18 protein-coding genes and 1 pseudogene are annotated in these 23,088 nt (G+C 61.0%); 9 read left to right on the forward strand and 10 right to left on the reverse strand.

Annotated elements, in window-relative coordinates; all coding sequences use genetic code 11:
* Positions 1-173 precede the first annotated feature (173 nt).
* From KGA82_RS05305 to KGA82_RS05315, 3 genes and pseudogenes are all read left to right on the forward strand, one after another.
* Positions 174-269, forward strand: a pseudogene (locus KGA82_RS05305) (AraC family transcriptional regulator); the annotation flags it as partial.
* A 97-nt stretch (positions 270-366) separates the two neighbouring features.
* Positions 367-1,488 (forward strand): HlyD family secretion protein, encoded by a 1,122-nt coding sequence (locus KGA82_RS05310; protein WP_223449783.1) that lies wholly within the window; start codon positions 367-369, stop codon positions 1,486-1,488.
* A complete protein-coding gene (locus tag KGA82_RS05315) occupies positions 1,485-3,077 on the forward strand; it encodes a DHA2 family efflux MFS transporter permease subunit (protein WP_223449784.1) in 1,593 nt (530 codons plus the stop codon). Before KGA82_RS05310 ends, KGA82_RS05315 begins: the two co-directional genes overlap by 4 nt.
* Here the strand turns inward: KGA82_RS05315 and KGA82_RS05320 are convergent, their stop codons facing one another.
* On the reverse strand, positions 3,078-3,518 hold the full coding sequence (locus KGA82_RS05320; RefSeq protein WP_008040019.1) for a carboxymuconolactone decarboxylase family protein: 441 nt from the start codon (positions 3,516-3,518) through the stop codon (positions 3,078-3,080). It lies immediately after the preceding gene.
* Between the two features lie 303 nt (positions 3,519-3,821).
* Here KGA82_RS05320 and KGA82_RS05325 point away from each other — a divergent pair, with 303 nt between their 5' ends.
* The 3 genes from KGA82_RS05325 to KGA82_RS05335 all read left to right on the forward strand — a co-directional run bounded on the left by KGA82_RS05325 (position 3,822) and on the right by KGA82_RS05335 (position 7,818).
* Positions 3,822-4,328, forward strand: coding sequence for a sigma-70 family RNA polymerase sigma factor (locus tag KGA82_RS05325; protein WP_223449785.1), 507 nt, complete (start codon positions 3,822-3,824; stop codon positions 4,326-4,328).
* On the forward strand, positions 4,328-5,287 hold the full coding sequence (locus tag KGA82_RS05330; protein WP_207286040.1) for a FecR domain-containing protein: 960 nt from the start codon (positions 4,328-4,330) through the stop codon (positions 5,285-5,287). The genes KGA82_RS05325 and KGA82_RS05330 overlap by 1 nt, the downstream gene beginning before the upstream one ends.
* A gap of 101 nt (positions 5,288-5,388) precedes the next feature.
* Positions 5,389-7,818 carry a TonB-dependent receptor gene (locus tag KGA82_RS05335; RefSeq protein ID WP_223449786.1) on the forward strand — a complete coding sequence of 810 codons (2,430 nt, stop codon included), beginning with the start codon at positions 5,389-5,391 and terminating at the stop codon, positions 7,816-7,818.
* 136 nt (positions 7,819-7,954) lie between these two features.
* On the opposite strand, the gene KGA82_RS05340 is transcribed toward KGA82_RS05335, so the two are convergent.
* The 4 genes from KGA82_RS05340 to KGA82_RS05355 all read right to left on the reverse strand — a co-directional run bounded on the left by KGA82_RS05340 (position 7,955) and on the right by KGA82_RS05355 (position 11,904).
* Entirely contained in the window at positions 7,955-9,397 is a 1,443-nt protein-coding gene (locus KGA82_RS05340; RefSeq protein ID WP_223449787.1) for a mechanosensitive ion channel domain-containing protein, read from the reverse strand.
* Positions 9,398-9,578: 181 nt separating this feature from the next.
* Positions 9,579-10,205 (reverse strand): isochorismate family cysteine hydrolase YcaC, encoded by a 627-nt coding sequence (gene ycaC, locus KGA82_RS05345; protein WP_008032356.1) that lies wholly within the window; start codon positions 10,203-10,205, stop codon positions 9,579-9,581.
* Positions 10,206-10,261: 56 nt separating this feature from the next.
* Complete coding sequence (locus tag KGA82_RS05350) at positions 10,262-10,945, reverse strand: isochorismatase family protein (protein WP_223449790.1); 684 nt, start codon at positions 10,943-10,945, stop codon at positions 10,262-10,264.
* Positions 10,946-11,037: 92 nt separating this feature from the next.
* Positions 11,038-11,904 carry a pirin family protein gene (locus KGA82_RS05355; RefSeq protein ID WP_192417982.1) on the reverse strand — a complete coding sequence of 289 codons (867 nt, stop codon included), beginning with the start codon at positions 11,902-11,904 and terminating at the stop codon, positions 11,038-11,040.
* Between the two features lie 105 nt (positions 11,905-12,009).
* Between KGA82_RS05355 and KGA82_RS05360 the strand changes: the two genes are divergently transcribed.
* From KGA82_RS05360 to dkgB, 3 genes are all read left to right on the forward strand, one after another.
* On the forward strand, positions 12,010-12,918 hold the full coding sequence (locus KGA82_RS05360; RefSeq protein ID WP_223449792.1) for a LysR substrate-binding domain-containing protein: 909 nt from the start codon (positions 12,010-12,012) through the stop codon (positions 12,916-12,918).
* 97 nt (positions 12,919-13,015) lie between these two features.
* Positions 13,016-13,555, forward strand: coding sequence for a PaaI family thioesterase (locus tag KGA82_RS05365; RefSeq protein WP_008032351.1), 540 nt, complete (start codon positions 13,016-13,018; stop codon positions 13,553-13,555).
* Positions 13,556-13,791: 236 nt separating this feature from the next.
* Positions 13,792-14,595, forward strand: coding sequence for a 2,5-didehydrogluconate reductase DkgB (gene dkgB / locus KGA82_RS05370; RefSeq protein WP_223414215.1), 804 nt, complete (start codon positions 13,792-13,794; stop codon positions 14,593-14,595).
* Between the two features lie 3 nt (positions 14,596-14,598).
* Here the strand turns inward: dkgB and KGA82_RS05375 are convergent, their stop codons facing one another.
* From KGA82_RS05375 to mgtA, 5 genes are all read right to left on the reverse strand, one after another.
* Complete coding sequence (locus KGA82_RS05375; RefSeq protein WP_223449793.1) at positions 14,599-17,841, reverse strand: transporter substrate-binding domain-containing protein; 3,243 nt, start codon at positions 17,839-17,841, stop codon at positions 14,599-14,601.
* Positions 17,842-18,468, reverse strand: a complete 627-nt coding sequence (locus tag KGA82_RS05380; RefSeq protein WP_008039990.1) for a response regulator transcription factor — start codon at positions 18,466-18,468, stop codon at positions 17,842-17,844.
* 110 nt (positions 18,469-18,578) lie between these two features.
* Positions 18,579-18,977: a chemotaxis protein CheY gene (locus tag KGA82_RS05385; protein WP_223449794.1), complete on the reverse strand. Its 399-nt coding sequence runs from the start codon at positions 18,975-18,977 to the stop codon at positions 18,579-18,581.
* A 123-nt stretch (positions 18,978-19,100) separates the two neighbouring features.
* Positions 19,101-19,817, reverse strand: a complete 717-nt coding sequence (locus tag KGA82_RS05390) for an MgtC/SapB family protein (RefSeq protein WP_008032341.1) — start codon at positions 19,815-19,817, stop codon at positions 19,101-19,103.
* Positions 19,818-19,970: 153 nt separating this feature from the next.
* Positions 19,971-22,673, reverse strand: coding sequence for a magnesium-translocating P-type ATPase (gene mgtA, locus KGA82_RS05395; protein WP_223449799.1), 2,703 nt, complete (start codon positions 22,671-22,673; stop codon positions 19,971-19,973).
* Between the last annotated feature and the right edge of the window lie 415 nt (positions 22,674-23,088).

Below are 23,088 nucleotides of genomic sequence, written 5' to 3' on the forward strand. Positions count from 1 at the left end.
TCGCCAGCAAGCCGGCTCCTACAAGGGGTTTGTGTGAACGCCAGTTTCAACGTTCACACCGATCCACTGTAGGAGCCGGCTTGCTGGCGATGACGGCCGCATGATCGATGCACATCCCAAGGCCCCATCGCCGGCAAGCCGGTTCCTACAAGGGGCTTTCTGTGAGTTCCTGTTACAACGCCTTCGCACTGGGTTTTGCCAGTGACTGTGCGTTTATTGCCTTCTTCAAGGACATGACCGGCATCACCCCTGGCCACTGGCGAAAATAAGCACCTGACGATCGGCAGCAGAAATTAATTGCGACCAAATATTACATACGTCATATTACGTACGTAATTAAACGCCGATTCCCACAGGTAATCCTCCATGACCAGCATGCCCAGCCTTGAACCCGACGTTGCCGTTGCGGTGAGCACACCCAAGCCTCCCCTGCTCAAGCGCCTGATCCTGCTGACGCTGGCCATTGCTGCCCTGATATGTGCAGGCCTTTACGCCACCCATTGGTGGACCGCCGGGCGTTTCATCGAAGAAACCGACGACGCCTACATTGGCGGCGACGTGACGGTGATCGGGCCGAAGGTCGCGGGTTACATCGAAGAGGTGATGGTCAGCGACAACCAGAAAGTGAAGGCCGGCGATGTGCTGATCCGTCTCGATTCCCGTGACTACCGCGCCAACCTGGCCAAGGCCGAAGGCGCGGTGGCTGCGCAAGAAGCCTTGCTGGCCAACCTCGACGCCACCGAGCAACTGCAACACGCAGTGATCGGTCAGGCCCGCGCAGGAATCGATGCCACCGGCGCTGAAACCGCCCGCTCGCGGGACGACAATGCACGCTACAAACGCCTGGTCGGCAGCAACGCTGTCTCCGTGGAAAGTGCGCAACGGGCCGACGCCACCTTCAAGACCGCCCAGGCGCTGAGTGCTCGGGCCCAGGCTGAACTGCTGGCGGCGCAACGCCAATTGAACGTGATCGACACCCAGAAACAGCAAGCACGTGCCGCGCTGATGCAGGCCCGGGCCGAACGAGACCTGGCGCAATTGAACGTCGGCTACACCGAGTTGCGCGCACCGATGGATGGCGTGATCGGCAATCGCCGGGCGCGGGTCGGTGCTTATGCACAGGCCGGTTCGCAGCAGTTGTCGGTGGTGCCGGCCAGCGGGCTGTGGGTCGATGCCAACTTCAAGGAAGACCAACTGGCGCACATGACACCGGGCCAACCGGTGATCATTCACGCCGACGTGCTCTCGGGGCAGGTATTCCACGGGCACCTCGATAGCCTCGCGCCAGCCAGCGGTTCGCAGTTCAGCGTGTTGCCACCGGAAAACGCCACCGGCAACTTCACCAAAATCGTGCAGCGAGTGCCGGTGCGGATCGTGCTCGATCCTGCCGACGGCGTGCTCGGGCATCTGCGTCCGGGCCTGTCGGTGACCGCTGAAGTCGACACACGCAAGGAACCTGAAACGCCTGCCGTGGCCAGCGCGCCATGAGCCGCGCCCTCGCCGTCCCCGCACAGCCGTTCAACGCCGCGAACATGGCGACGGCGACCAAGGTGTTCGCCTTCGCCACCATGTGCATCGGCATGTTCATTGCCCTGCTGGATATCCAGATCGTCTCGGCTTCATTGCGCGATATCGGCGGCGGACTTTCGGCAGGCACTGACGAAACGGCGTGGGTGCAGACCAGCTACCTGATCGCCGAAATCATCGTGATTCCGCTGTCCGGCTGGCTCTCCCGCGTATTCTCGACCCGCTGGCTGTTCTGCGCATCCGCGGTGGGTTTCACCCTGGCCAGCCTGCTCTGCGGCGCGGCCTGGAACATTCAGAGCATGATCGCCTTCCGCGCCCTGCAAGGGTTTCTTGGCGGCTCGATGATCCCGCTGGTGTTCACCACGGCGTTCTTTTTCTTCACCGGCAAACAACGGGTGATCGCCGCCGCGACCATCGGCGCAGTGGCGTCCTTGGCACCGACACTGGGACCGGTGATTGGTGGCTGGATCACCGACGTTTCCTCCTGGCACTGGCTGTTCTACATCAACCTGGTGCCGGGGATTTTTGTTGCGGTGGCGGTGCCGATGCTGGTGAAGATCGATCAGCCGGAACTGTCGCTGCTCAAGGGCGCCGACTATTTGAGCATGGTGTTTCTGGCACTGTTTCTCGGCTGCCTGGAATACACCCTCGAAGAAGGCCCGCGCTGGAACTGGTTCAGTGACCGCACGATTCTGACCACCGCATGGATCAGCGGCCTGGCGGGCCTGGCGTTCATCGGCCGGACCTTGCACGTGGCCAACCCGATCGTCGATTTGCGCGCCCTCAAAGACCGCAACTTCGCCCTCGGCTGCTTCTTCTCGTTTGTCACCGGGATCGGCCTGTTTGCCACGATTTACCTGACGCCGCTGTTTCTCGGTCGGGTGCGGGGTTATGGCGCGCTGGACATTGGTCTGGCGGTTTTCTCCACCGGGGTGTTCCAGATCATGGCGATTCCGCTGTACGCCTTTCTGGCCAACCGCATCGATCTGCGCTGGGTCATGATGACCGGCCTTGGGTTGTTCGCTTTGTCGATGTGGGATTTCAGCCCGATCACCCATGACTGGGGAGGCAAGGAATTGATGCTGCCGCAAGCGCTACGCGGAATTGCCCAGCAATTGGCGGTGCCGCCGGCGGTCACCTTGACCCTCGGCGGCTTGGCACCGGCGCGACTCAAACACGCTTCCGGGCTGTTCAACCTGATGCGCAACCTGGGCGGAGCCATTGGCATCGCCGCCTGCGCGACGATCCTTAATGACCGCACCAACCTGCACTTCACACGATTGGCGGAAAACCTCAACAGCACCAACGAAGCCCTGAATCAATGGCTTTCCCAGGTCGGCAACAACTTCGCCACGCTCGACCAAAGCGGTGACGCGGGTGTCACCGCCAGCCTGCACCAGTTATGGCTGCTGACCTACCGCGAAGCGCAGACGCAAACCTACGGCGATGCGTTTCTGATGATCATGGTCTGCTTCATCATCGCCACGGCGATGGTGCCCTTGATGCGCAAGGTGCAACCACCGGCCGCGCCTTCAGCGGACGCTCACTGATCAGGCCTGAGGCGTTTTACGGAAGCCTACGGCCAGACGGTTCCAGCTATTGATGGTGGAAATCGCCACGGTCAGGTCGACCATTTCCTTGGGGCTGAACTGCGCAGCGACCACTTCGTAGTCTTCGTCCGGAGCGTGGGTCAGGCTCAGTTGGGTCAGGGACTCGGTCCAGAGCAACGCAGCACGTTCGCGCTCGGTGAAGAACGGCGCCTCGCGCCAGGCGGTCACGGCGAACAGGCGACGCGGGGTTTCGCCGCCCTTGATCGCATCGGCGGTGTGCATGTCGATGCAGAAGGCGCAGCCATTGATTTGCGAAGCACGCAACTTGACCAGTTCGATCAGGGTCTTTTCCAGCGGCAGCTTCGAAACGGCGGTTTCCAGGGCGATCATGGCTTTGAGGGCATCAGGGGACGCGGTGTAGAAATCGATACGGGGTTTCATGGCAGGCTCCGGGAGCAAGTGGGGGTGGAGCTAAGTTAGTCCCGCAGGCCGGCTGCTGGAATATCCAATTTCTCAAAAGTCGAGTAGACCGCCGCCGCCCTTGTAGGAGCCGGCTTGCTGGCGATGCGGGCAACTCGGAGCAAATTGATGAGTGAGGTGATGCTATCGCCAGCAAGCCGGCTCCTACAGGGGGGCGAAAAATAGTCTGTCGGGCGGATTGCCAGCACTCGGTCCTCACCACTAGAATGCGATCAATTCTTAATTGCATCAGGCTAGGACGCCGGAAAAGAGTATCAGCCCCCCATGTCGTCAGCCGACCAGCCTTTGAACCAGCAAATCCATACCCTCTACAGCGAACACCACGGTTGGCTTCAGGGATGGCTGCAGCGAAAACTCGGTAATCGCTGCGACGCGGCGGACCTGGCCCACGATACGTTCCTGCGTTTGCTGACCCGGCAAGTCGTCAAGCCCTGGGGCAGCGAGCCCCGGGCACTGCTGACGCACATCGCCAAGGGCCTGGTGATTGATCGCTGGCGTCGACAGGACATCGAACGCGCTTATCTGGAGACCATTGCCCACCTGCCAGCCACAGAGGTGCCATCACCGGAAACCCGCCTGCTGATTCTCGAAACCCTGATGCGCATCGAAGCGCTGCTGCGCGAATTGCCGGCCATCACTCGCGAAACCTTTCTGCTGTCACAGATCGAAGGGCTGACCTACCACCAGATCGCCGCACGCCTGAATGTGTCGCTGATCACCGTCAAACGGCACATGCGCACTGCGTTCATTACCTGCCTGAGTGTCGCCTGATGAATTCGTCGATGATCAACCCGCACATTCTCGGCGAAGCCGCCGACTGGCTGGTGCAGTTGCATTCAGGCAGCGCGACGCCGTCCGACCATCACGCCATTGCCCAATGGCGCAATCGCAGTGCCGAACATGCGCTGGCCTGGCAACGGGCCGAAGCGCTGCTCGGAGAATTTCGCAGTGTGCCGGCCAACCTGGCCATCCAGACCCTCCAGCGAGCGGCACGCAAGGATGGTCTGAGCCGCCGCCAGACCCTCACGCGTATTGGCTTGCTGCTGATGGCCGGCCCCTTGGGCATCGCCTCGCAACACGCGTCCTGGCAACAATGGACCGCCGATCAGCGCACGGCAGTGGGCGAACAGAAAAACCTGCAACTGCCCGATGGCAGTCAGGTGCTGCTCAACACCGAAAGTGCGGTGGACATTGCCTTTACCCCGCGTGAACGCCGAGTGGTGCTGCTGGATGGCGAAGTGTTGATCAGCACCGCCAAGGATCCCGGCGCCCGGCCCTTTATCGTCGAAACCCCGCAAGGCATCGCCCGTGCGCTGGGTACGCGGTTTTGCGTGCGCATCACTGGCTCGAGAAGCCAGGTGTCGGTGCTCGAAGGGCTGGTGGAAGTCACGCCGCAGTTGCTCCAGCAGAGCACGACGCTCAAGGCCGGTGAGCGTCAGAGCTTCAAGCTCAATCGCCTCGACCCGCTCGAACCTTTCGACACCAGCGCCCTGGCCTGGGACAAGGGCATGTTGCTGGCGAGCAATATGCGCCTGGACGAATTGCTCGGCGAATTGAGCCGCTATCGCCCCGGCGTGTTGCGTTGTCATGCGGATGTCGCGGGGTTGCGGGTGTCGGGGGCGTTTTCCTTGCGTGACACCGATGCCAGCCTGCGTCTGCTCAGCGATACGTTGCCGCTGAAAATCAGCAGCCTGACCCGCTACTGGCTGTCGGTCGAGCCCCGGGCCTGAGTGCGCTGAAAAACTATTTCACAGTCCCCTGATACCTTTCCGCGTTTCGTTCGGTGTGTGGATAGACCTCTTCAATTCCACGCGCTCGACAGGAACGCCGAATGACTTCAACACCGCTGCACCGCCCCGCCGATTTCCCGCTCAAGGCCCTGAGCCTGAGCATTGCCCTGGCCTTTACCGCGATGCTGCCGATCAACAGCCATGCCGCTGACACCGTCAGCGAAAGTGCCAGCCGCAACGTCGATATCGGGCCGGGCTTGCTCAGTCATACCCTGGCGCAATTCGCCGTGGCGGTCGGCGTGCCGTTGTCGTTCGATCCGGCGCAACTGGGCAATCGCCAGAGCCCGGGATTGCAAGGCAACTACAGCGTGCAGTCAGGCTTCGCGCAATTGCTTGAGGGCAGCGGTTTCGAGTTGATCAGCACGGGCGGAAACGGTTACACCGTGGCGCCGCGAGTCGCTGCCAACGGTGCGCTGGAGCTGGGCGCCACCAGCGTCAGCGCCCTGCGCGACGACAACGCGGACACCTACGGTGGCGGTCAGGTCGCCAAGGTTGCGCAGATCGGCATGCTCGGTAACCAGGCCTTGAAAGACCTGCCCTTCAGCGTCACCAGCTACACCGCCAAAACCATCGCCGACCAGCAAGCGCAGACCGTGGGCGATGTGTTGCTCAACGACGCTTCGGTTCGGCAGTCCGCCGGCTTTGGCAACTTCTCCCAGGTGTTCGTGATCCGCGGTTTGCCGCTGCTGTCCGATGACATTTCCTATAACGGTCTTTACGGCATCCTGCCCCGGCAGATCATCGCCACCGAAGCGCTGGAACGGGTCGAGTTGTTCAAGGGACCGAACGCTTTTGTGAATGGTGTTACGCCCAGCGGCAGCGGGATTGGCGGTGGCGTCAACCTGCAACCCAAACGCGCCAACGATGCGCCGACCCGCAGCGTCACCCTCGATTACAGCGACGATGGCCGGGTCGGCGGGCATCTGGACCTGGGCCAGCGCTTTGGCGAAGACAACCGATTCGGCGCGCGGGTCAATCTGCTGCAACGCGAAGGCGCCACCGCCGTCGATGACGAAGACCGTCGCTCGTCGCTGATCAGCGTCGGCCTGGACTACCGAGGTGATCGCCTGCGGGTGTCGACGGACCTGGGCTATCAGAAACAGGTGATCAATCAGGGCCGCTCGGTGATCTATGTCGATTCGACCTTGAGCAAAGCGCCCAAGGTGCCGGATGCCAACGCCGGTTACGCACAGAGCTGGAGCTACTCGCAACTGGAAGACACCTTCGGCATGGCCCGCGCCGAGTACGACCTCAGTGACAACTGGACCGCCTACGTGTCCGGCGGCGCCAAACACACGCGGGAAAACGGCGTGTATTCGTCGCTGACCGTCACCGACCTCAACGGCAATGCCCGGGGCGGCATGCTTTACTCGCCTCACGACGAGGACAACAAAAGCCTGATGACCGGCCTCAACGGCCACTTGAACACCGGGCCGATCAGTCACCAATTGAACCTGGGCCTCGCGGGTATCTGGGGCCAGCAACGCTCGGCGTTCGAAACCATAGGAACCGCCACGCGCTACAGCACCAACCTCTACGACGTCACGGACAAGCCGCGCCCAAGCCCCACTTCGTTTGCCAGCGACATTCACGACCCGCGCATCGTCGGCAAGAACACCCTGCGCAGCGCGGCGGTGTCCGACACCCTGGGCTTCATCGATGATCGCGTCTTGCTCACCCTCGGCGTACGGCGCCAGACGCTCAACGTCGACGGCTGGAACACCACCACCGGCGCGCGCACCTCAAGCTACGAAGAGTCGATCACCACGCCGGTCTATGGCCTGGTGATCAAGCCGTGGGAACACGTTTCGTTCTACGCCAACCGCATCGAAGGCCTGGCCAAGGGGCCCACGCCACCGACCAGCGCGATCAACCGCGACGAGACCTTCGCCCCGGTGCGCAGCAAGCAAATCGAAGCCGGCGTGCGCCTGGACATGGACACCTATGGTGCTAGCCTGGGCGTGTACCGCATCGAACAACCGTCGAGCTACACCCAGGACGGGATCTTCCGGGTCGATGGCGAGCAGCAAAACAAAGGCGTGGAGTTGAACGTCTACGGCGAGCCGCTCGATGGCCTGCGCCTGTTAAGCGGCGCGACGCTGATGAAGACCGAAATCGAAGGCAGCACCAACGGGGTCAACGATGGCAACCGCGCCGTCGGCGTACCGCGTTTTCAACTCAACGTCGGGGCGGATTGGGACGTGCCGGGGATTGAAGGCGCGGCGCTCAGTGCGCGGATGCTGCGCACCGGCGGGCAATACCTGAACGCCGCCAACACCCAGAGCATTCCGGCGTGGAACCGCTTTGATGTGGGGTCGCGGTATGCCTTCAAGATGGATGAGAAGTACATCACCTTGCGCGCCAATCTGGAGAACGTGGCGAACAAGGCCTATTGGGCTTCGGCGAATGGCGGGTACCTGACGCAGGGGACGCCGCGGACGCTGAAGGTGTCGGCGACGCTGGATTTCTGATTGTTTGTGGTGAGGCCAATATTGCCTTCGCGGGCAAGTCGGGTCGCCGCACCGCTCGCTCCTACAGGGGATTGAGTCGTACCTGTAGGAGCGAGGCTTGCTCGCGAACCGCGAAGCGGCCATCCAACACCAACCACTAAGCCCGACTGCGCAACCACTGCAAAAACCCCTTCTTCTCCACCACCTTCGGCGTTTCCTGGGTCAACGTCTGTGCCTTGTGCAAACGGAAATCCAGCAACGCCTTCATCGCTTCGCCGATGTCATGCCGCGCATCCAGGCACGGTTTGAGGTAGTCCTTTTCGATCCGGTACAGGCTGCAAGCGGTCTTGGCGCTGAAGTCCGCCGGCAGCGCCGTGTCCGACAGGATCCCGCCCTCGCCGATCACCTCGCCCGGCCCCATGCGCCCGGACTCGAACTTGCCCCCGGCGCGGCTCAGCGCCACCGAGACCACGCCGGATTCGATGATGAACAGATGATCGCTGACCTCCCCCGCCGGCAGGATCATTTCCCCGGCGCGGAAGTTTTGCAGGGTCATGTGCTGGCTGAAGGTTTCTTTTTCTTCCTGACGCAAAGTCGAAAAAATCGCCGAGCTTTCCAGCAACGCCCGTGGCCGCGACAGGTTCACCGGTGCATTCGATTCGACGCTGGACAACAGGCTCACGCCGGATGCCTGCAAGTGCCGGAACGCCAGATCGAACAGTAGATTGCGCACCATGCGCTTCTGGTCCATCGAGACCACGAAGCCGCTGATTTCGTATTCCACGCCGGTGGCGCTCGAACCTTTGAGCGCGACACACGGCGCCGGCTTGGTCAGCAGGTATCGGCACCCCTCCATCGCCCGTTCCAGCGCATCGATCACCGTTTGCGGACGTGCGTGCGGGCTCAACTGCAAGCTGATCGACACGCCGAAAATGTCGCTCGGCCGGCTGAAGTTGATGATCTTGGCCTTGGCCGCCAGCGAGTTGGGGATCACCGCCATGCTGCCCTGGGACGTTTGCAGGCGCGTGGCGCGCCAATCGATGTCGGTGACCCGACCTTCGGTGCCGTCGATGGAGATCCAGTCATCCAGTTGATAGGGTTTGGTGGTGTTGAGGACGATCCCCGAGAACACGTCGCTGAGGGTGCTTTGCAACGCCAGGCCGACGATGATCGCCAACGCGCCGGACGTCGCCAGCACGCCTTTGACCGGCAGGTCGAGCACGTACGCCAGGGCCGCGATGATCGCGATCAGGAAAATCACCGCGCCCAGCAAATCCTGGAGCAGGCGACCGGTGTGCCCGACCCGTTGCATCATCCCTGCGCCGATCAACACCGTCAGGGTGCGCGCGCCGAACAGCCACCAGCCAATCTGCAAGCCGGTCGCCGCCAGGTGCAACGGCACGTTGTCCGCCCAGGGCGCGGGCTCCAGAGGGTTCAGGCCTTCGTTGAACAACAGGATGCTGAACAACGTGAAAATCAGCAGCCGCACCAACAGTTTCCAGTTGCTGCCACTGGCACTGATCAAGCGCCACAGCCCCAGATCGATGATGATCAGGATCAGGGCACAGACCAGCGGGTGATTGGTAAGCAGTGACAGCATCAAGCAACTCCAGCCATGTACGGATGGGCACAGTGTAGGAGCAAACGCAGGCTTGAGAACAACACAAAAACCTGTAGGAGCCGGCTTGCTGGCGATGGCGGTCTGACAGTCACTCAATTGTTGACTGCTCTACCGCTATCGCCAGCAAGCCGGCTCCTACAGGGGTGATGTGTGTCAGTGATTATTTGCTATTGGTCAGCGTGTTGTAGCTGGTCATCAGGTTGCGGTAGTCCGGGATGTGGTTGGAGAACAGGGTCGCCAGGCCTTCCACGTCGTTGCGCCAGTCGCGATGCAGCTCGCAGGCCAGGCCGAACCAGGTCATCAATTGCGCGCCGGAGGACGACATGCGGTCCCAGGCCGATTGGCGGGTCAGCTCGTTGAACGTGCCGGAAGCGTCCGTCACCACAAACACGTCAAAACCTTCCGCCAGTGCCGACAGCGCCGGGAATGCCACGCACACCTCGGTCACCACGCCGGCGATGATCAGTTGCTTCTTGCCGGTGGCCTTGATCGCCTTGACGAAGTCTTCGTTGTCCCAGGCATTGATCTGGCCAGGACGGGCGATGTACGGCGCATCCGGAAACAGCGCTTTGAGCTCGGGCACCAGCGGGCCGTTGGGGCCGGTTTCGAAACTGGTGGTGAGGATGGTCGGCAATTTGAAGTACTTGGCCAGGTCGGCCAGGGCCAGCACGTTGTTCTTGAAACGGTCCGGTTCGATGTCCCGCACCAGAGACAGCAGGCCCGCCTGATGATCCACCAACAGAACGGCGGCGTTATCCTTGTCGAGACGTTTGTAAGAAGTAGTCATTTCAGTAGTCCTCGCGTGTTATCGATGCCGAGTGGAAATCGGCGTGGGGTACTCGGTTAGCGCTGGGAATCCAGCACTTCGTGTTCGTTCGCCACTTGCTGGGCCTTGAGGTAACTCTCGATCAGCAATTGATAATGCGGCATGGCCTGGGCGTAGACAGCCGCCCACTGCTCGGCATCCGGACGGTTCCACGAGCCTTGCAGCTCAGAGAGCGTAGCCATGATGTCGATCGGCACCACCCCGGCTTGTGCCAAACGGGCAATCGTCAGATCAGTGGCCAGTTTCGAGTGGTTGCCGGAAGCATCGACCACGGCAAACACTTTGTAGCCTTCATGCACCGCCGCAATGGACGGGAACGCCAGGCATACGCTGGTCAGGGTGCCGGCGATCACCAGGGTTTTCTTGCCGGTGGCTTTGACTGCCGCGTGAAACTCGGCATTGTCCCAGGCGTTGATTTCACCTTTGCGCGCCACGTATTGAGCATGCGGCGCGGCTTCGTGGATTTCCGGAATCAACGGTCCGTTCGGTCCTTGCGGTACGGAAGCGGTGGTGATCACCGGCATCTTCAGCAGTGTCGCGGCTTTGGCCAGGGCAATGGCGTTGGCGCGCAGTTGCGGTACGTCCATGTCCTTGACGATCTGGAACAATCCGCTCTGGTGGTCGATCAACAGCATCGCGCTGTCGTCGGGATCGATGATCGGTTTTTGGCCATTGAAGTTGGCCGCGTTGACGGTACTCATGTGCGTCTCCTCTTTATTTCAGGCAACAGCCATCCCTGGCCCCGGAACCGGCCTACGCATCCTGTGTAGAGCGGGTTGTTGAACCTGTAGGGTTAACCGTGCATCCGGCCGAACCGACCGGACTGGAAGTCAGCAAAGGCCTGGTGAATCTCTTGCTCGCTGTTCATCACGAACGGGCCGTGGCCGACGATGGGTTCGTCGATCGGCTCGCCGCTGAGCAGCAACACGACGGCGTCGTTATTGGCTTCCAGGCTGATCTGATGGCCATTGCGTTCGAACAACGCCAACTGCCCTTCGCGCACCAGCTCCAGGCCGTTGACCTGAACCGTGCCACGCAGCACCACCAGTGCGGTGTTGCGACCTTCATGCAGATCGAGGGTCAGCAACTTGCCGCCGTTGAGGCGCAAGTCCCAGACATCGACCGGGGTGAATGTCCGCGCCGGGCCGGTGTGGCCGTCGAATTCGCCGGCGATCAAGCGCAGGCTGCCGGCCTCGTCCTTGAGCGGGATGCTCGGAATGTCGCCGTCGAGAATCGTCTGGTAACCGGCGTCGGCCATTTTGTCTTTGGCCGGCAGGTTGACCCACAGCTGGACCATTTCCAGGGTACCGCCGGTTTTGGCGAAGCCTTCGGAGTGGAACTCTTCGTGGAGAATCCCCGAGGCGGCGGTCATCCATTGCACATCACCCGGGCCGATCTTGCCGCCGCTGCCGGTGGAGTCGCGGTGCTCCAGTTCGCCCTTATAAACGATAGTCACGGTTTCGAAACCGCGGTGCGGATGCTGACCAACGCCACGACGCTCGGTGGTCGGGGTGAATTCAGCAGGGCCGGCGTGATCCAGCAGCAAAAACGGGCTGATGTGTTTGCCCAGGTTGTCGTAGGAAAACAGCGTACGAACCGGAAAACCGTCGCCGACCCAATGGGTCCGTGGGCTGGTGTAGATGCCGATGATGTTTTTCATGCTGCCTCCGAAATCTGTGGTTTGACGCGATGGACAAAGCTTAAAACCGAACCCTTTGGTGCGCTAGACTGCAAAAATCAGCCTTAGCGTTCTATATGGAGAACGATGGTGGAAGACCTCAACACCCTCTACTACTTCACCCAAGTGGTGGAACATCAGGGTTTCGCTGCGGCCGGCCGCGCGTTGGACATGCCCAAATCGAAGCTCAGCCGACGCATCGCCGAGCTCGAAGAGCGCCTAGGTGTGCGTCTGTTGCACCGCACCAGCCGGCATTGTTCGCTGACCGAAATCGGCCAGGCGTATTACCAGCGTTGCCTGGCCATGCGCGTGGAAGCGGAAAGCGCCGCCGAACTGATCGAGCGCAACCGCTCCGAACCGCAAGGCCTGGTGCGCATCAGTTGCCCGACCGCGCTGCTCAACTCCTGGGTCGGGCCGATGCTGACCCGCTACATGCTCAAATACCCGTTGGTGGAGTTGTTCATCGAGAGCACCAACCGCCGGGTCGACCTGATCCACGAGGGTTTCGACATTGCCTTGCGCGTGCGCTTTCCGCCGCTGGAGAACACCGACATGGTGATGAAGGTGCTGGGCAACAGCACCCAATGCCTGGTGGGTAGCCCGGCCTTTGCCGAACGCTTGTCGACGCCCGCCTCCCCGGCCGACCTCAGCGGTTTGCCCAGCGTGCACTGGGGCGCGGCGCAGCGTGAATATCAGTGGGAATTATTCGGCGCGAACGGCGCCAGCGCGCTGATTCGACACGCGCCACGCATGGTCACCGATGACTTGCTGGCCCTGCGCCACGCGGTGCTCGCGGGGATTGGCGTCGCGCACCTGCCCAGCGTGGTGGTGCGCGATGACATTGCCGCCGGACGCCTCGTCGAACTGGTGCCGGGCTGGGCGCCCAAGTGCGGGATCGTCCATGCGATCTTCCCCTCTCGCCGTGGGTTACTGCCGTCGGTGCGGACGTTGATCGACTTTCTCGGTGAGGAATTCAGCTACTCCGATATTGCTTGAGGAACGCGACACGCGGGGCTGGCGGAGTTTTTATTTCGGACATAATATCAGCGCAGATTACAACCATAATATCTGCGCCCGTCCGAGGACACTGAACATGCAAAGCCCCAACCGAGAAGCCACCCTCGCCCAATGGATCGTTCAGGAAGACGCCATGCGCGCACGTCTGGCCGGGCCCGGCAGCCTGTCGCTGGCCGAGGTCAGCGCGCTGTCGCCGGCCGAGTTCTTCGAGGGCATCGGCAACGGTGAACTGCCCTCGCCGCCGATTGGCACGCTGATGGATTTCATCCCTATCGAATGGTCGGCCGGGCTGTTCATCTTCCAGGGCACGCCGGACGCCCGGCATTACAACCCGCTGGGCAGCGTGCATGGCGGCTATGCGGCGACCTTGCTGGATTCGTGCATGGGCTGCGCGATTCATACGCAGCTGAAAAAGGGCCAGGGGTATACGACGCTGGATCTGCGCATCAGTTATGTCCGCGCGTTGACCGGCGCCAGCGGACCGGTGCGGGCCGAGGGCAAGATTGTGCACCTGGGGCGCTCGACGGCGCTGGCCGAGGGGCGGATTTATGATGTGGATGGGCGGTTGTATGCGACGGGGTCGACCACCTGCATGATTCTTGAGGCTCGGGGGTAAGGTTTTAGACCGAGTCGTTGCCTTCGCGGGCAAGCCTCGCTCCTACAGGGGGAGCGGCGCACTTTTGTAGGAGCGAGGCTTGCCCGCGAAGGGGCCAGACCGGACACCATCAATTTCGCAGACATCCCACTATTCATGACTTGCGGTAAACATTGCTTTGCCCATCCAGCGGTTTTTCTCAAGGATGCAGGCACGGATACTCGTGCCCATTCCCACTGCAACCCCTGGAGTCATTGATGTCTATTCCCGCATTCGGTCTTGGTACGTTTCGCTTGCAAGGCCAGGTGGTCATTGATTCGGTGAGCACTGGCCTGGAACTGGGCTACCGCGCCATCGATACCGCGCAAATCTACGAGAACGAAGCCGAGGTCGGCGAGGCCATCGCAGCCAGCGGCATTGCCCGTGAAGAACTGTTCATCACCAGCAAGATCTGGGTCGCCAACTTCGCCAAGGACCGCTTGATCGACAGCCTCAAAGAGAGCCTGCAAAAACTGCAGACCGACTACCTCGACCTGACGCTGATCCACTGGCCATCACCGGAAAACCAGGTGCCGGTCGAAGAATTCATGGGCGCGTTGCTCGAAGCCAAAAAACTCGGATTGACCCGGCAGATTGGCGTCTCCAACTTCACCGTCGACCTGATGAAGCAAGCCATCGCCGCCATCGGTGCCGAGCACATCGCCACCAACCAGATCGAACTGCACCCGTACCTGCAAAACCGCAAGGTCGTCGAGTTCGCGCAGAGCCAGGACATCCAGATCACCTCCTACATGACCCTGGCCTACGGCGAAGTGCTGAAAGACCCGGTCATCCAGCAGATTGCCGAGCGCCTGCAAGCAACGCCTGCGCAAGTCACCCTGGCCTGGGCCATGCAATCGGGTTACGCGGTGATCCCGTCATCCACCAAACGCGCCAACCTGGAAAGCAACCTCAAGGCCTGCGCCCTGACCCTGAGCGACGCCGACATGGCACTGATCGCCGGCCTTGAACGCGCCCACCGCCTGACCAGCCCCAAAGGCATCGCGCCGAACTGGGATTAAGCGTCAGCCTCGCGCCAGCTGTTCGTCGAGGCGCCTCATGGTCTTAGCCAGCTGATCGACGGCTTTGTCGATCAGCTCTGGATGGCCATCACCGCAGGCACGCTCGAGGTCCTCGCAGCATTCGATCAGACTGACCGCCCGCACCATCAGCGCCCCGCCCTTGATGCGGTGCGCCAACTTACGCAGGGCATGCTGTTCGCCACTGGCGTGGGCCTTGAGCAACTCGTCCCGATCCGTGCGATTGGTCGCGGCCAGGTCACTCAGCAGTTGATTGATCAGCTCGTAGTCCTCGCCGACGTAACGCTCCAGACCGCTCAAGTCGATGTCGGCGGTTGAGGGTGTTTCGATTTCGAGGGGCGGCACCGCGCCATCGGCAAACCTGGACGCCAACCAGGCGCCCAGATCCGCCAGGCGGATCGGCTTGAACAGGCAGTCGTCCATCCCCGCTTCCAGGCAACGGGCCTTCTCCTCGGGCTGCGCATTGGCGGTCAACCCCAGAATCAGGATCGGTTGCAATCCCTGAGTCCGCTCTTCATCGCGGATGGCCCCGGCCAACTCATAACCGCTGAGCACCGGCATGTTGCAGTCGGTAATCAGCACATCAAATTCATATTCGCGCCATCGATCAAGACCTTGCTGGCCATCCTCGGCGTCCATCACCCGGTGGCCCAGGTAGCTCAACTGCCGTGAGAGCAGCAATCGATTGGCCGGGTAATCATCGACCACCAGAATGGTCAGCGGCCGGGTCTGCGCCTGTTCCTCACGGTCGGGTGACTCGCTGGACGGCAACGGTTGCAACGCGGGCAGATCCAGGCAGACATCAATCCGCGTGCCCTTCCCCAACACGCTGGCAAGCTGCAATTGACCGCCCATCATTTCGCACAACGTGCTGCTGATCACCAACCCCAGACCTGAGCCGTTTCGACCTGTTTGCTGGCTGTTTTGCGCCTGCACAAACGGGCTGAACAGTCGCTGCCGATCGATTTCGCTGATACCGATGCCTGTGTCTTCAATGCGCACCGAGACCGCCAGTTGCCCGACTGCACGGGGCTCGACCCGCAGCGTCAGGCGCACTTCACCTTCTTCGGTGAACTTGATCGCGTTGCTCAGCAGATTGGACAGCACCTGCTTGAAACGCGTGGGGTCGATCAACACGTCGGCTTCGCTGTGCTCGCCCAAGTCGACGCGCCACTCCAGGTTCTTCTGCCGGGCCAGGCCTTCAAATACCCGGCACACCGATTCGACCAGCGTGCGCAGGTTGGCCCGTTCCGGCGTCAGGGACAAATGCCCGGACTCGATGCGGGCGATGTCCAGAATGTCGCCAATCAACGCCAGCAATTGTTGCCCGGCATTGGCCGCCACCTCGATGGCCGACCGGTCGGTGACGCCTTCATCCGCTCGCTTCAGCGCCAGTTCGAGCATGCCAAGCAGCGCATTCATCGGCGTGCGGATCTCATGGCTCATGGTCGCCAGAAACGTGGTCTTGGCACGGTTCGCCTCATCCGCCGCGTCCTTGGCGTCCTGCAGTTGACTGAGCAATTGCTGACGCAGGCGGATCTGCCGGCGCTGCCAGGCGATCCACGCCAGCGCCAGCAACAGCAAGGCGCCGGCACCGACAAAGGCCTGGAGAATGTCCTGCCGGTGACGCAGCCAGAAGCTCTGTTCAACCATCAGGTCATTGCGCCAATAACCGGTCATTTCATCGATTTCTTCAGGGGAGATACTCAGCAGTGCCTTGTCCAGGATCGAATGCAGCTCAACGGCCTCGCGACCGGTCGCCAGGGTGCTGCGGGCCGGATCGGTGCCGACGGTGCTGGTCACTTGCAGGCGGTCGCGGTATTGCCGGGAAATCATGATCCGGGCACCGATCAACGAGTTGATGGCGCCGTCCGTCCTGCCCTGGGCGACCATTTCCATCCCGTCCGCGGTCAACGGCGCAGTGACCAGTTCGACCTGCGGAAAATGCTGGCGAATGAATTCCCCGGCACTGTTACCCTGGGTGATGGCCAGTTTTTTGCCCGCCATCTCATCCAGTGTCCGCGGACTGTCGGATGCAATGCGGGTCACCAGCACATTCGGGCTGGTCAGAAACGGCCGGGTAAATCGCAGTTCTGTTTCACGCTCAATGCTGGGGCTGATCCCGGCGACCACGTCAACATGACCGCTCCTGATCCACTCGAACAATTCGGCCACTGACCGGGTTGGCTGAATGTCGAATTTCAAACCTGTACGCAAACTGATTTTCGCCAGCACATCGATGCTGATGCCCCGGTAATTGCCCCCGTCATCGACGAAGGAAATCGGCATGAGGTTTTGGTTGATCGCCACTCGCACGCGTGGATGATTATTGAGCCAGCGTTGCTCGGCGACACTGAAGTGCAGGGCTTGCGTACCGGCAATGGAAGCCCCGCTGCCGCCCCATCGCCGCAGGATATTCATTCGTTCATTGGTCGGGATCGCCGCCAGCGCCCGGTTGACGATACGTTGCAACTGGAGGTTGTCGAGGTTCATCGCAAACGCGAAACGCCCGGATTCCATACGGGAAAAATCCGCCAGTTGAACGTTGTTGAGGTAATTTTTGCTGATCAGGTGATTGACGCTGATGGCGTCCCCCAGATAGGCGTCCGACTGACCAAACGCAACGGCGCCCACCGCGCCCAGCGTTGAAGGGAACAGCTGCACATTCGCCTTGGGATAAAAAGCCTGCACTTGTTGCTCGGGCAAATAGTGGTACAGCATCGCCAGCCGTTTACCGGCAAGGTCCGGGTCCAGTGGCAGGGATGAATCGGTGCGCGTGACCAGCACCGGTTGATCATCGGCATAGGCACTGGACATCCGCAGTTGTGGATCCTCGACCTCATAACGGTTGGCCGTTCCCAACAGGTCAGCCGCCCCTTCCTTGATCGCACGCACCGCCTCGTCCCGCGATGCATAGCGGTGAACATCGATCTCAACGTTCAATAGCTGTTTGAGCAGCCCGGCATAGTCAGCCGTCAGCCCTTCGTAGTCGGTGCCGGTGGTGGTGATGTCGAAGGGCGGATAATCCGGCGCCGAGACGGCCAGCACCAGCCGGCCCTTCTGGCGCAGCACACGCGAATCGGCATCCGACAGTTTGACGTCGTAGCCGTCGACGCTGGAGCGTCCGAGCAGGGTCAGTGATTGCGGTTGGGCATAGGCAGTCGATACCCACAAACAGACCGGGAGTACGAGGGATATCAGCCAACGCAATTGCCGAGAGGTACTCACTCAAATCAGACCGTTACGCTGGGCGGTCTCTCTCAAGTGAACCTTGGACTCCACATTGAGTTTTTCCGTCAAACGGGTTTTGTAGGTGCTGATGGTCTTGTGGCTCAGGTTCAAGAGTTTGGCGATTTCCTTGTTGCTTAATCCCTCGGCCAGGTACCGGAATATGGTCAGTTCACGGTCGGAGAGCTTGTCGATCCTCTCCATCTCGCTGAGTTGCATTGTGCTCAACGACACCGAACTCGACGGCAACTTGGCGAAATAGGTGTAACCGGCCATCACCGCCAGCACTGCCTCGTGCAAATGCTTCAAGTCGTTGGCCTTGGAAACATAAGCCCTGGCGCTGGCACGCATGCAGCGGTCCTGATAAAACCTTGGATCTTGCCCGGTGAAAACCAGTACTCGACAACGCTCGTCACTGGCCTGAATGCGGGCCAACACTTCCAGCCCGCCGAGACGGGGCATCATCAGATCCAGCACCACCAGATCGGGTTGATGCTTACGGATCGCTGAAAAGACCTCGTTGCCGTTGGATACCTTATGAATCAGTTTGAATCCCAGCTGTGTAAGCAGCATCGCGACTGCAGTGCACACCACCGGATGATCGTCTGCTATTACCGCTGACTTCATGGCAACTCCCTGTGCAGATACAAGACGATTGGGTAATGAATGCCCATGGGGCAGCCCCCGGCTACACGCAGCAGCTGCGCGAAGACTCTTGCACGGAAACACGTGCCCGACTACCTGACAGAAATGACAGTACCGACGAACGGTAGCTGTGGATCAACGGTCGCCATCAGCCGTTGAATGCACGCCAGATCGGGTAACGCAGCATCGCTCACCTGAACCTTTTGCTGCCCGCAAGCCGGGGTCGGCGGCCCGTTATAGATCAAGGCGTGGTGAACCTGTGGGTGATCGAGGAAGAAGTCGCGCAGGTCCAGTGCCCCGTCCGCCAGCGCGGCATTGATGACCACCAGGTCGAAAGGCACGCCGCCGTACTCGGTCAGGGTCAGCAGTTCGGCAAGGCTTTGCACGGGGGCCACGCGGTAATAATCGAGCTGGTTGAACAGGCGCTCGATTCTCATCCGCTGAAAATGCTGCTCGTCGGCAATCAGGATACGTAACGCTTTGTTCGGCAACCGGGGCCCCCAGGAGGGTTTCAGATTCGTGAGGCCGCAAGGCTACGGAAGAGCCAACGAGCTTTCTGTAGGACTATTCCTAAAACCCGAGACATTTATTCCGTTGCCAGAGCGGATTCAACGCTATTCCGTCGTACTCGGACTCCAGAACGCCTGCACCACCAGCGTCGATGTCGAAATCCGCGCCACCAGCGCATCCAGTTCGTCGCCGTCCACGGACGTCGTCGCGAGGGTCGCCTCCACTTCGATTTCATCTGCGCCGAACGCGTGTACATCAACATCGCTCGCCGGGTAATTGCTGCGCTCAAGTTCCGCTTCCAGCAGCGCCAGCACGGCTTTTTGTTGTGAACGGCGGGCGATCACGTAAACGATGTTGGTAACTTCAGCCGAAATCACATCCAGCGGCTGACGGTTGATGTTGTTGACGATCGGCCGCAGCAAGGTATTGGCCGCCAGTACGAACAGCGTGCCGAGCAAGGCCTCCAGGACCAGATCAGCCCCTGCGCAGGCACCGACCGCCGCCGAAGCCCACAGCGTTGCCGCGGTGTTGAGGCCACGCACGTTGCCCTCTTCACGCATGATCACCCCGGCACCAAGGAAGCCGATGCCGGAAACCACGTAGGCGACCACCCGCACCGCGCCTTCGGCCCCGCCGAGGCGGTTGGCCATGTCGACGAAAATCGCCGCCCCCACCGCGACCAGCACGTTGGTGCGCAGGCCGGCAGTGCGTTGGCGGTATTGGCGCTCGAAGCCGATCAGGCCACCGAGGATGAAGGCCGCGCTGAGGCTGACCAGGGTGTCGACCAGGGAGGTCAGGTTGATGTTGTTGAGTGCTTGCATGAATGTTTTCCTGAATCTTCAGCCTTGTATTCAATTCCTTGTAGGAGCAAGGCTTGCCCGCGAAGAACGATGACGCGGTTTGCTTTGGAAATGAGGCGCGCCCTTCGCGGGCAAGTCGGATCGCCGCACCGCTCGCTCCTACATCTGGCAGCATTACTGCCAGCCAAACCGGCGGATGTAGAAGCCCTTCACCGCCTGGGTGAGCGCCATGTACGCCAGCAGAATCACCGGCAAAAACACAAAGTACAGCGATGGCAGCGCCTGCAATTTGAAGTAGTGCGCCAAGGGCCCCATCGGCAGGAAGATCCCCACGGCCATGATGATTCCGGTCATCACCAGCAGCGGCATGGCGGCGCGGCTTTGCAGGAACGGAATCTTCGGTGTGCGAATCATGTGCACGATCAGCGTCTGGGTCAGCAGCCCGACCACGAACCAGCCGGACTGGAACAGGGTCTGGTGGTCCGGGGTATTGGCGTCGAACACGTACCACATCAAGGCAAACGTCGTGATGTCGAAGATCGAACTGATCGGGCCAAAGAACAGCATGAAACGCCCGACATCCGCCGGTTGCCAGCGTTGCGGTTGCTTGAGCATTTCTTCGTCGACGTTATCGAACGGAATGGCGATCTGCGAAATGTCATAGAGCAGGTTCTGCACCAGCAGGTGCATCGGCAGCATCGGCAGGAACGGGATGAACGCGCTGGCCACCAGCACCGAGAACACGTTGCCGAAGTTCGAACTCGCGGTCATCTTGATGTACTTGAGCATGTTGGCGAAGGTCCGACGCCCTTCCAGCACGCCCTCCTCCAGGACCATCAGGCTTTTCTCCAGCAGGATGATGTCCGCCGCTTCCTTGGCGATGTCCACGGCGCTGTCCACCGAAATGCCGATGTCGGCGGTGCGCAGCGCGGGGGCGTCGTTGATGCCGTCGCCCATGAACCCGACCACATGGCCGTTGCCCTTGAGCAGACGGACGATGCGTTCCTTGTGCGACGGCGTCAGTTTGGCGAAGACGTTGGTGGTCTCCACCGCCCGCGCCAGTTCGGCGTCGGTCATGCGCTCGATGTCGTTGCCCATCAACAGGCCTTGCTGCTCCAGGCCGACTTCGCGGCAGATTTTCGCGGTCACCAGTTCGTTGTCGCCGGTCAGCACTTTCACCGCCACGCCATGCGCGGCCAGCGCTTTCAAGGCCGGGGCGGTGCTTTCCTTCGGTGGATCGAGAAACGCCACGTAGCCAATCAGCGTCAGGGCCTGTTCGTCCGCCAGGCTGTAAGTCTCGCGCCCCTCGATCATTGGCCGCGCGGCAACCGCCACCACCCGCAGCCCCTCGGCATTGAACGAGGCGGTGACCTGACGAATCCGCGCCAGCAGTTCATCGCTCAGTGCTTCATCGCGTTCGCCGTGACGCACCCGAGTGCACACCGCCAACACCTCTTCCACCGCACCTTTGCAGATCAACAGATGCGGTTGACCGCGCTCGGCGACCACCACCGACATGCGCCGCCGGGTGAAGTCGAACGGGATCTCGTCGACTTTGTGAAACGCCGTGCCGACTTTCAGTTCACGGTGGATTTCGACGTGTTCGAGCACCGCCACGTCCAGCAGGTTTTTCAGGCCGGTCTGGTAGTAGCTGTTGAGGTAGGCCATTTCCAGCACGTCGTCGGAGTCGTTGCCCCAGACGTCGACGTTGCGCGCCAGAAAGATTTTGTCCTGGGTCAGGGTGCCGGTCTTGTCCGTGCACAGCACGTCCATGGCGCCGAAGTTCTGGATCGCATCGAGGCGCTTGACGATGACTTTCTTGCGCGACAGGAACACCGCACCTTTCGCCAGCGTCGAGGTGACGATCATCGGCAGCATTTCCGGGGTCAGGCCCACGGCAATCGACAGTGCGAACAGCAGCGCTTCGGTCCAGTCGCCTTTGGTGAACCCATTGATGAACAGCACCAGCGGCGCCATCACGAACATGAAGCGGATCAGCAACCAGCTGACTTTGTTGACCCCGGTCTGGAACGACGTCGGCGCGCGATCGGTGGCACCGACCCGCTGGGCCAGCGCGCCAAAATAGGTGCTGTTGCCCGTGGTCAGAATCACCGCGATCGCCGTGCCGGACACGACGTTGGTGCCCATGAACAGAATGTTGTCGAGGTCCAGCGGATTGCTGGTGTCGCTGTCCTGCTGGTGGCGGAATTTTTCCACCGGCATCGATTCGCCGGTCATCGCCGCCTGGCTGACGAACAGGTCCTTGGCGCTGAGTACCCGGCAATCGGCGGGAATCATGTCGCCGGCCGAGAGCACGATCAGATCGCCCGGCACCAGTTGTTTGATGGGGACTTCGGTGCGCAGGGCATCGCGACGCATCACCGTGGCGGTGTTGCTGACCATCGCCTTGAGCGCGTCGGCCGCCTGGTTGGATTTGGTTTCCTGCCAGAAGCGCAGCAAGGTCGAGAGCACCACCATCGAGAAAATCACGATGGCGGCTTTCATGTCCTCGGTCAGCCACGAGATGACCGCGAGCAATGTCAGCAACAGGTTGAACGGGTTTTTGTAGCAGTGCCACAGGTGAGTCCACCACGGCAGCGGTTGCTCGTGCTCGACTTCGTTGAGGCCGAATTGCACGCGCAGTGCATCGGCTTCGGCTTCGCTCAGGCCGTCAGTGTGACTGCCGAGGTTGTGCAGCAGTTGGCCGGTGTCGCTGTTGGCGGCGCTCACCAGGGTTTGCGCCAAGGTGGGCGGCACCTCGCGGCTGACCGTGGTGTCGGTGAAGGTTTCCAGCAGCGCCAGGCGACGGAAGTGTCGGGCGATGTGACGGGTGCGCAGGAATCCGGCAAAGAATTCTTTGAGCAGGTTCAGGTTCATGGCAGTTCCCCCAGGGTCAGCCGGGAAACCTTCCAGCAGGCGTGTCGGTGCACCGCGATGACGACAAAAAGTCGAACATCACGCACGGTTCAGCGTCGATGAGAGGACGTCGGGACACGGACCAGGACTGGCCGCGATCGGGATGCCGCTGCTCGCTATCAGGCGAGACAACGGCACAAAAGGTTGCGCGTTATCTTGCCGGGTTGTTGCCGGTTATCGAAACCGGCCGACTACTGTCACTCGAACAAGTACCCACTGTGGGTCTCCGCTATTGATGAAAACGCGCGAAGCTTACGCCCCGATTTCTGGAGAGTAAACGATGCATTGGCAAGTCGTCGGGGAATTGCCGGGATCTTCAGGAAGGGTTCAGGATTCAAAATTTTGTGGTGTTGTTCAGACCGCCATCGCCAGCAAG

This window comes from Pseudomonas sp. BF-RE-22 (genome assembly GCF_019956155.1).
GTDB classification, from domain to species: Bacteria; Pseudomonadota; Gammaproteobacteria; order Pseudomonadales; family Pseudomonadaceae; genus Aquipseudomonas; species Aquipseudomonas migulae.

Excerpts from the sequence above, each read along its gene's own strand:
- KGA82_RS05310 (WP_223449783.1), top strand. The coding sequence starts at position 367 with ATGACCAGCATGCCCAGCCTTGAACCCGACGTTGCCGTTGCGGTGAGC.
- KGA82_RS05315 (WP_223449784.1), top strand. The coding sequence starts at position 1,485 with ATGAGCCGCGCCCTCGCCGTCCCCGCACAGCCGTTCAACGCCGCGAAC.
- KGA82_RS05320 (WP_008040019.1), bottom strand. The coding sequence starts at position 3,518 with ATGAAACCCCGTATCGATTTCTACACCGCGTCCCCTGATGCCCTCAAA.
- KGA82_RS05325 (WP_223449785.1), top strand. The coding sequence starts at position 3,822 with ATGTCGTCAGCCGACCAGCCTTTGAACCAGCAAATCCATACCCTCTAC.
- KGA82_RS05330 (WP_207286040.1), top strand. The coding sequence starts at position 4,328 with ATGAATTCGTCGATGATCAACCCGCACATTCTCGGCGAAGCCGCCGAC.
- KGA82_RS05335 (WP_223449786.1), top strand. The coding sequence starts at position 5,389 with ATGACTTCAACACCGCTGCACCGCCCCGCCGATTTCCCGCTCAAGGCC.
- KGA82_RS05340 (WP_223449787.1), bottom strand. The coding sequence starts at position 9,397 with ATGCTGTCACTGCTTACCAATCACCCGCTGGTCTGTGCCCTGATCCTG.
- ycaC (WP_008032356.1), bottom strand. The coding sequence starts at position 10,205 with ATGACTACTTCTTACAAACGTCTCGACAAGGATAACGCCGCCGTTCTG.
- KGA82_RS05350 (WP_223449790.1), bottom strand. The coding sequence starts at position 10,945 with ATGAGTACCGTCAACGCGGCCAACTTCAATGGCCAAAAACCGATCATC.
- KGA82_RS05355 (WP_192417982.1), bottom strand. The coding sequence starts at position 11,904 with ATGAAAAACATCATCGGCATCTACACCAGCCCACGGACCCATTGGGTC.
- KGA82_RS05360 (WP_223449792.1), top strand. The coding sequence starts at position 12,010 with ATGGTGGAAGACCTCAACACCCTCTACTACTTCACCCAAGTGGTGGAA.
- KGA82_RS05365 (WP_008032351.1), top strand. The coding sequence starts at position 13,016 with ATGCAAAGCCCCAACCGAGAAGCCACCCTCGCCCAATGGATCGTTCAG.
- dkgB (WP_223414215.1), top strand. The coding sequence starts at position 13,792 with ATGTCTATTCCCGCATTCGGTCTTGGTACGTTTCGCTTGCAAGGCCAG.
- KGA82_RS05380 (WP_008039990.1), bottom strand. The coding sequence starts at position 18,468 with ATGAAGTCAGCGGTAATAGCAGACGATCATCCGGTGGTGTGCACTGCA.
- KGA82_RS05390 (WP_008032341.1), bottom strand. The coding sequence starts at position 19,817 with ATGCAAGCACTCAACAACATCAACCTGACCTCCCTGGTCGACACCCTG.
- mgtA (WP_223449799.1), bottom strand. The coding sequence starts at position 22,673 with ATGAACCTGAACCTGCTCAAAGAATTCTTTGCCGGATTCCTGCGCACC.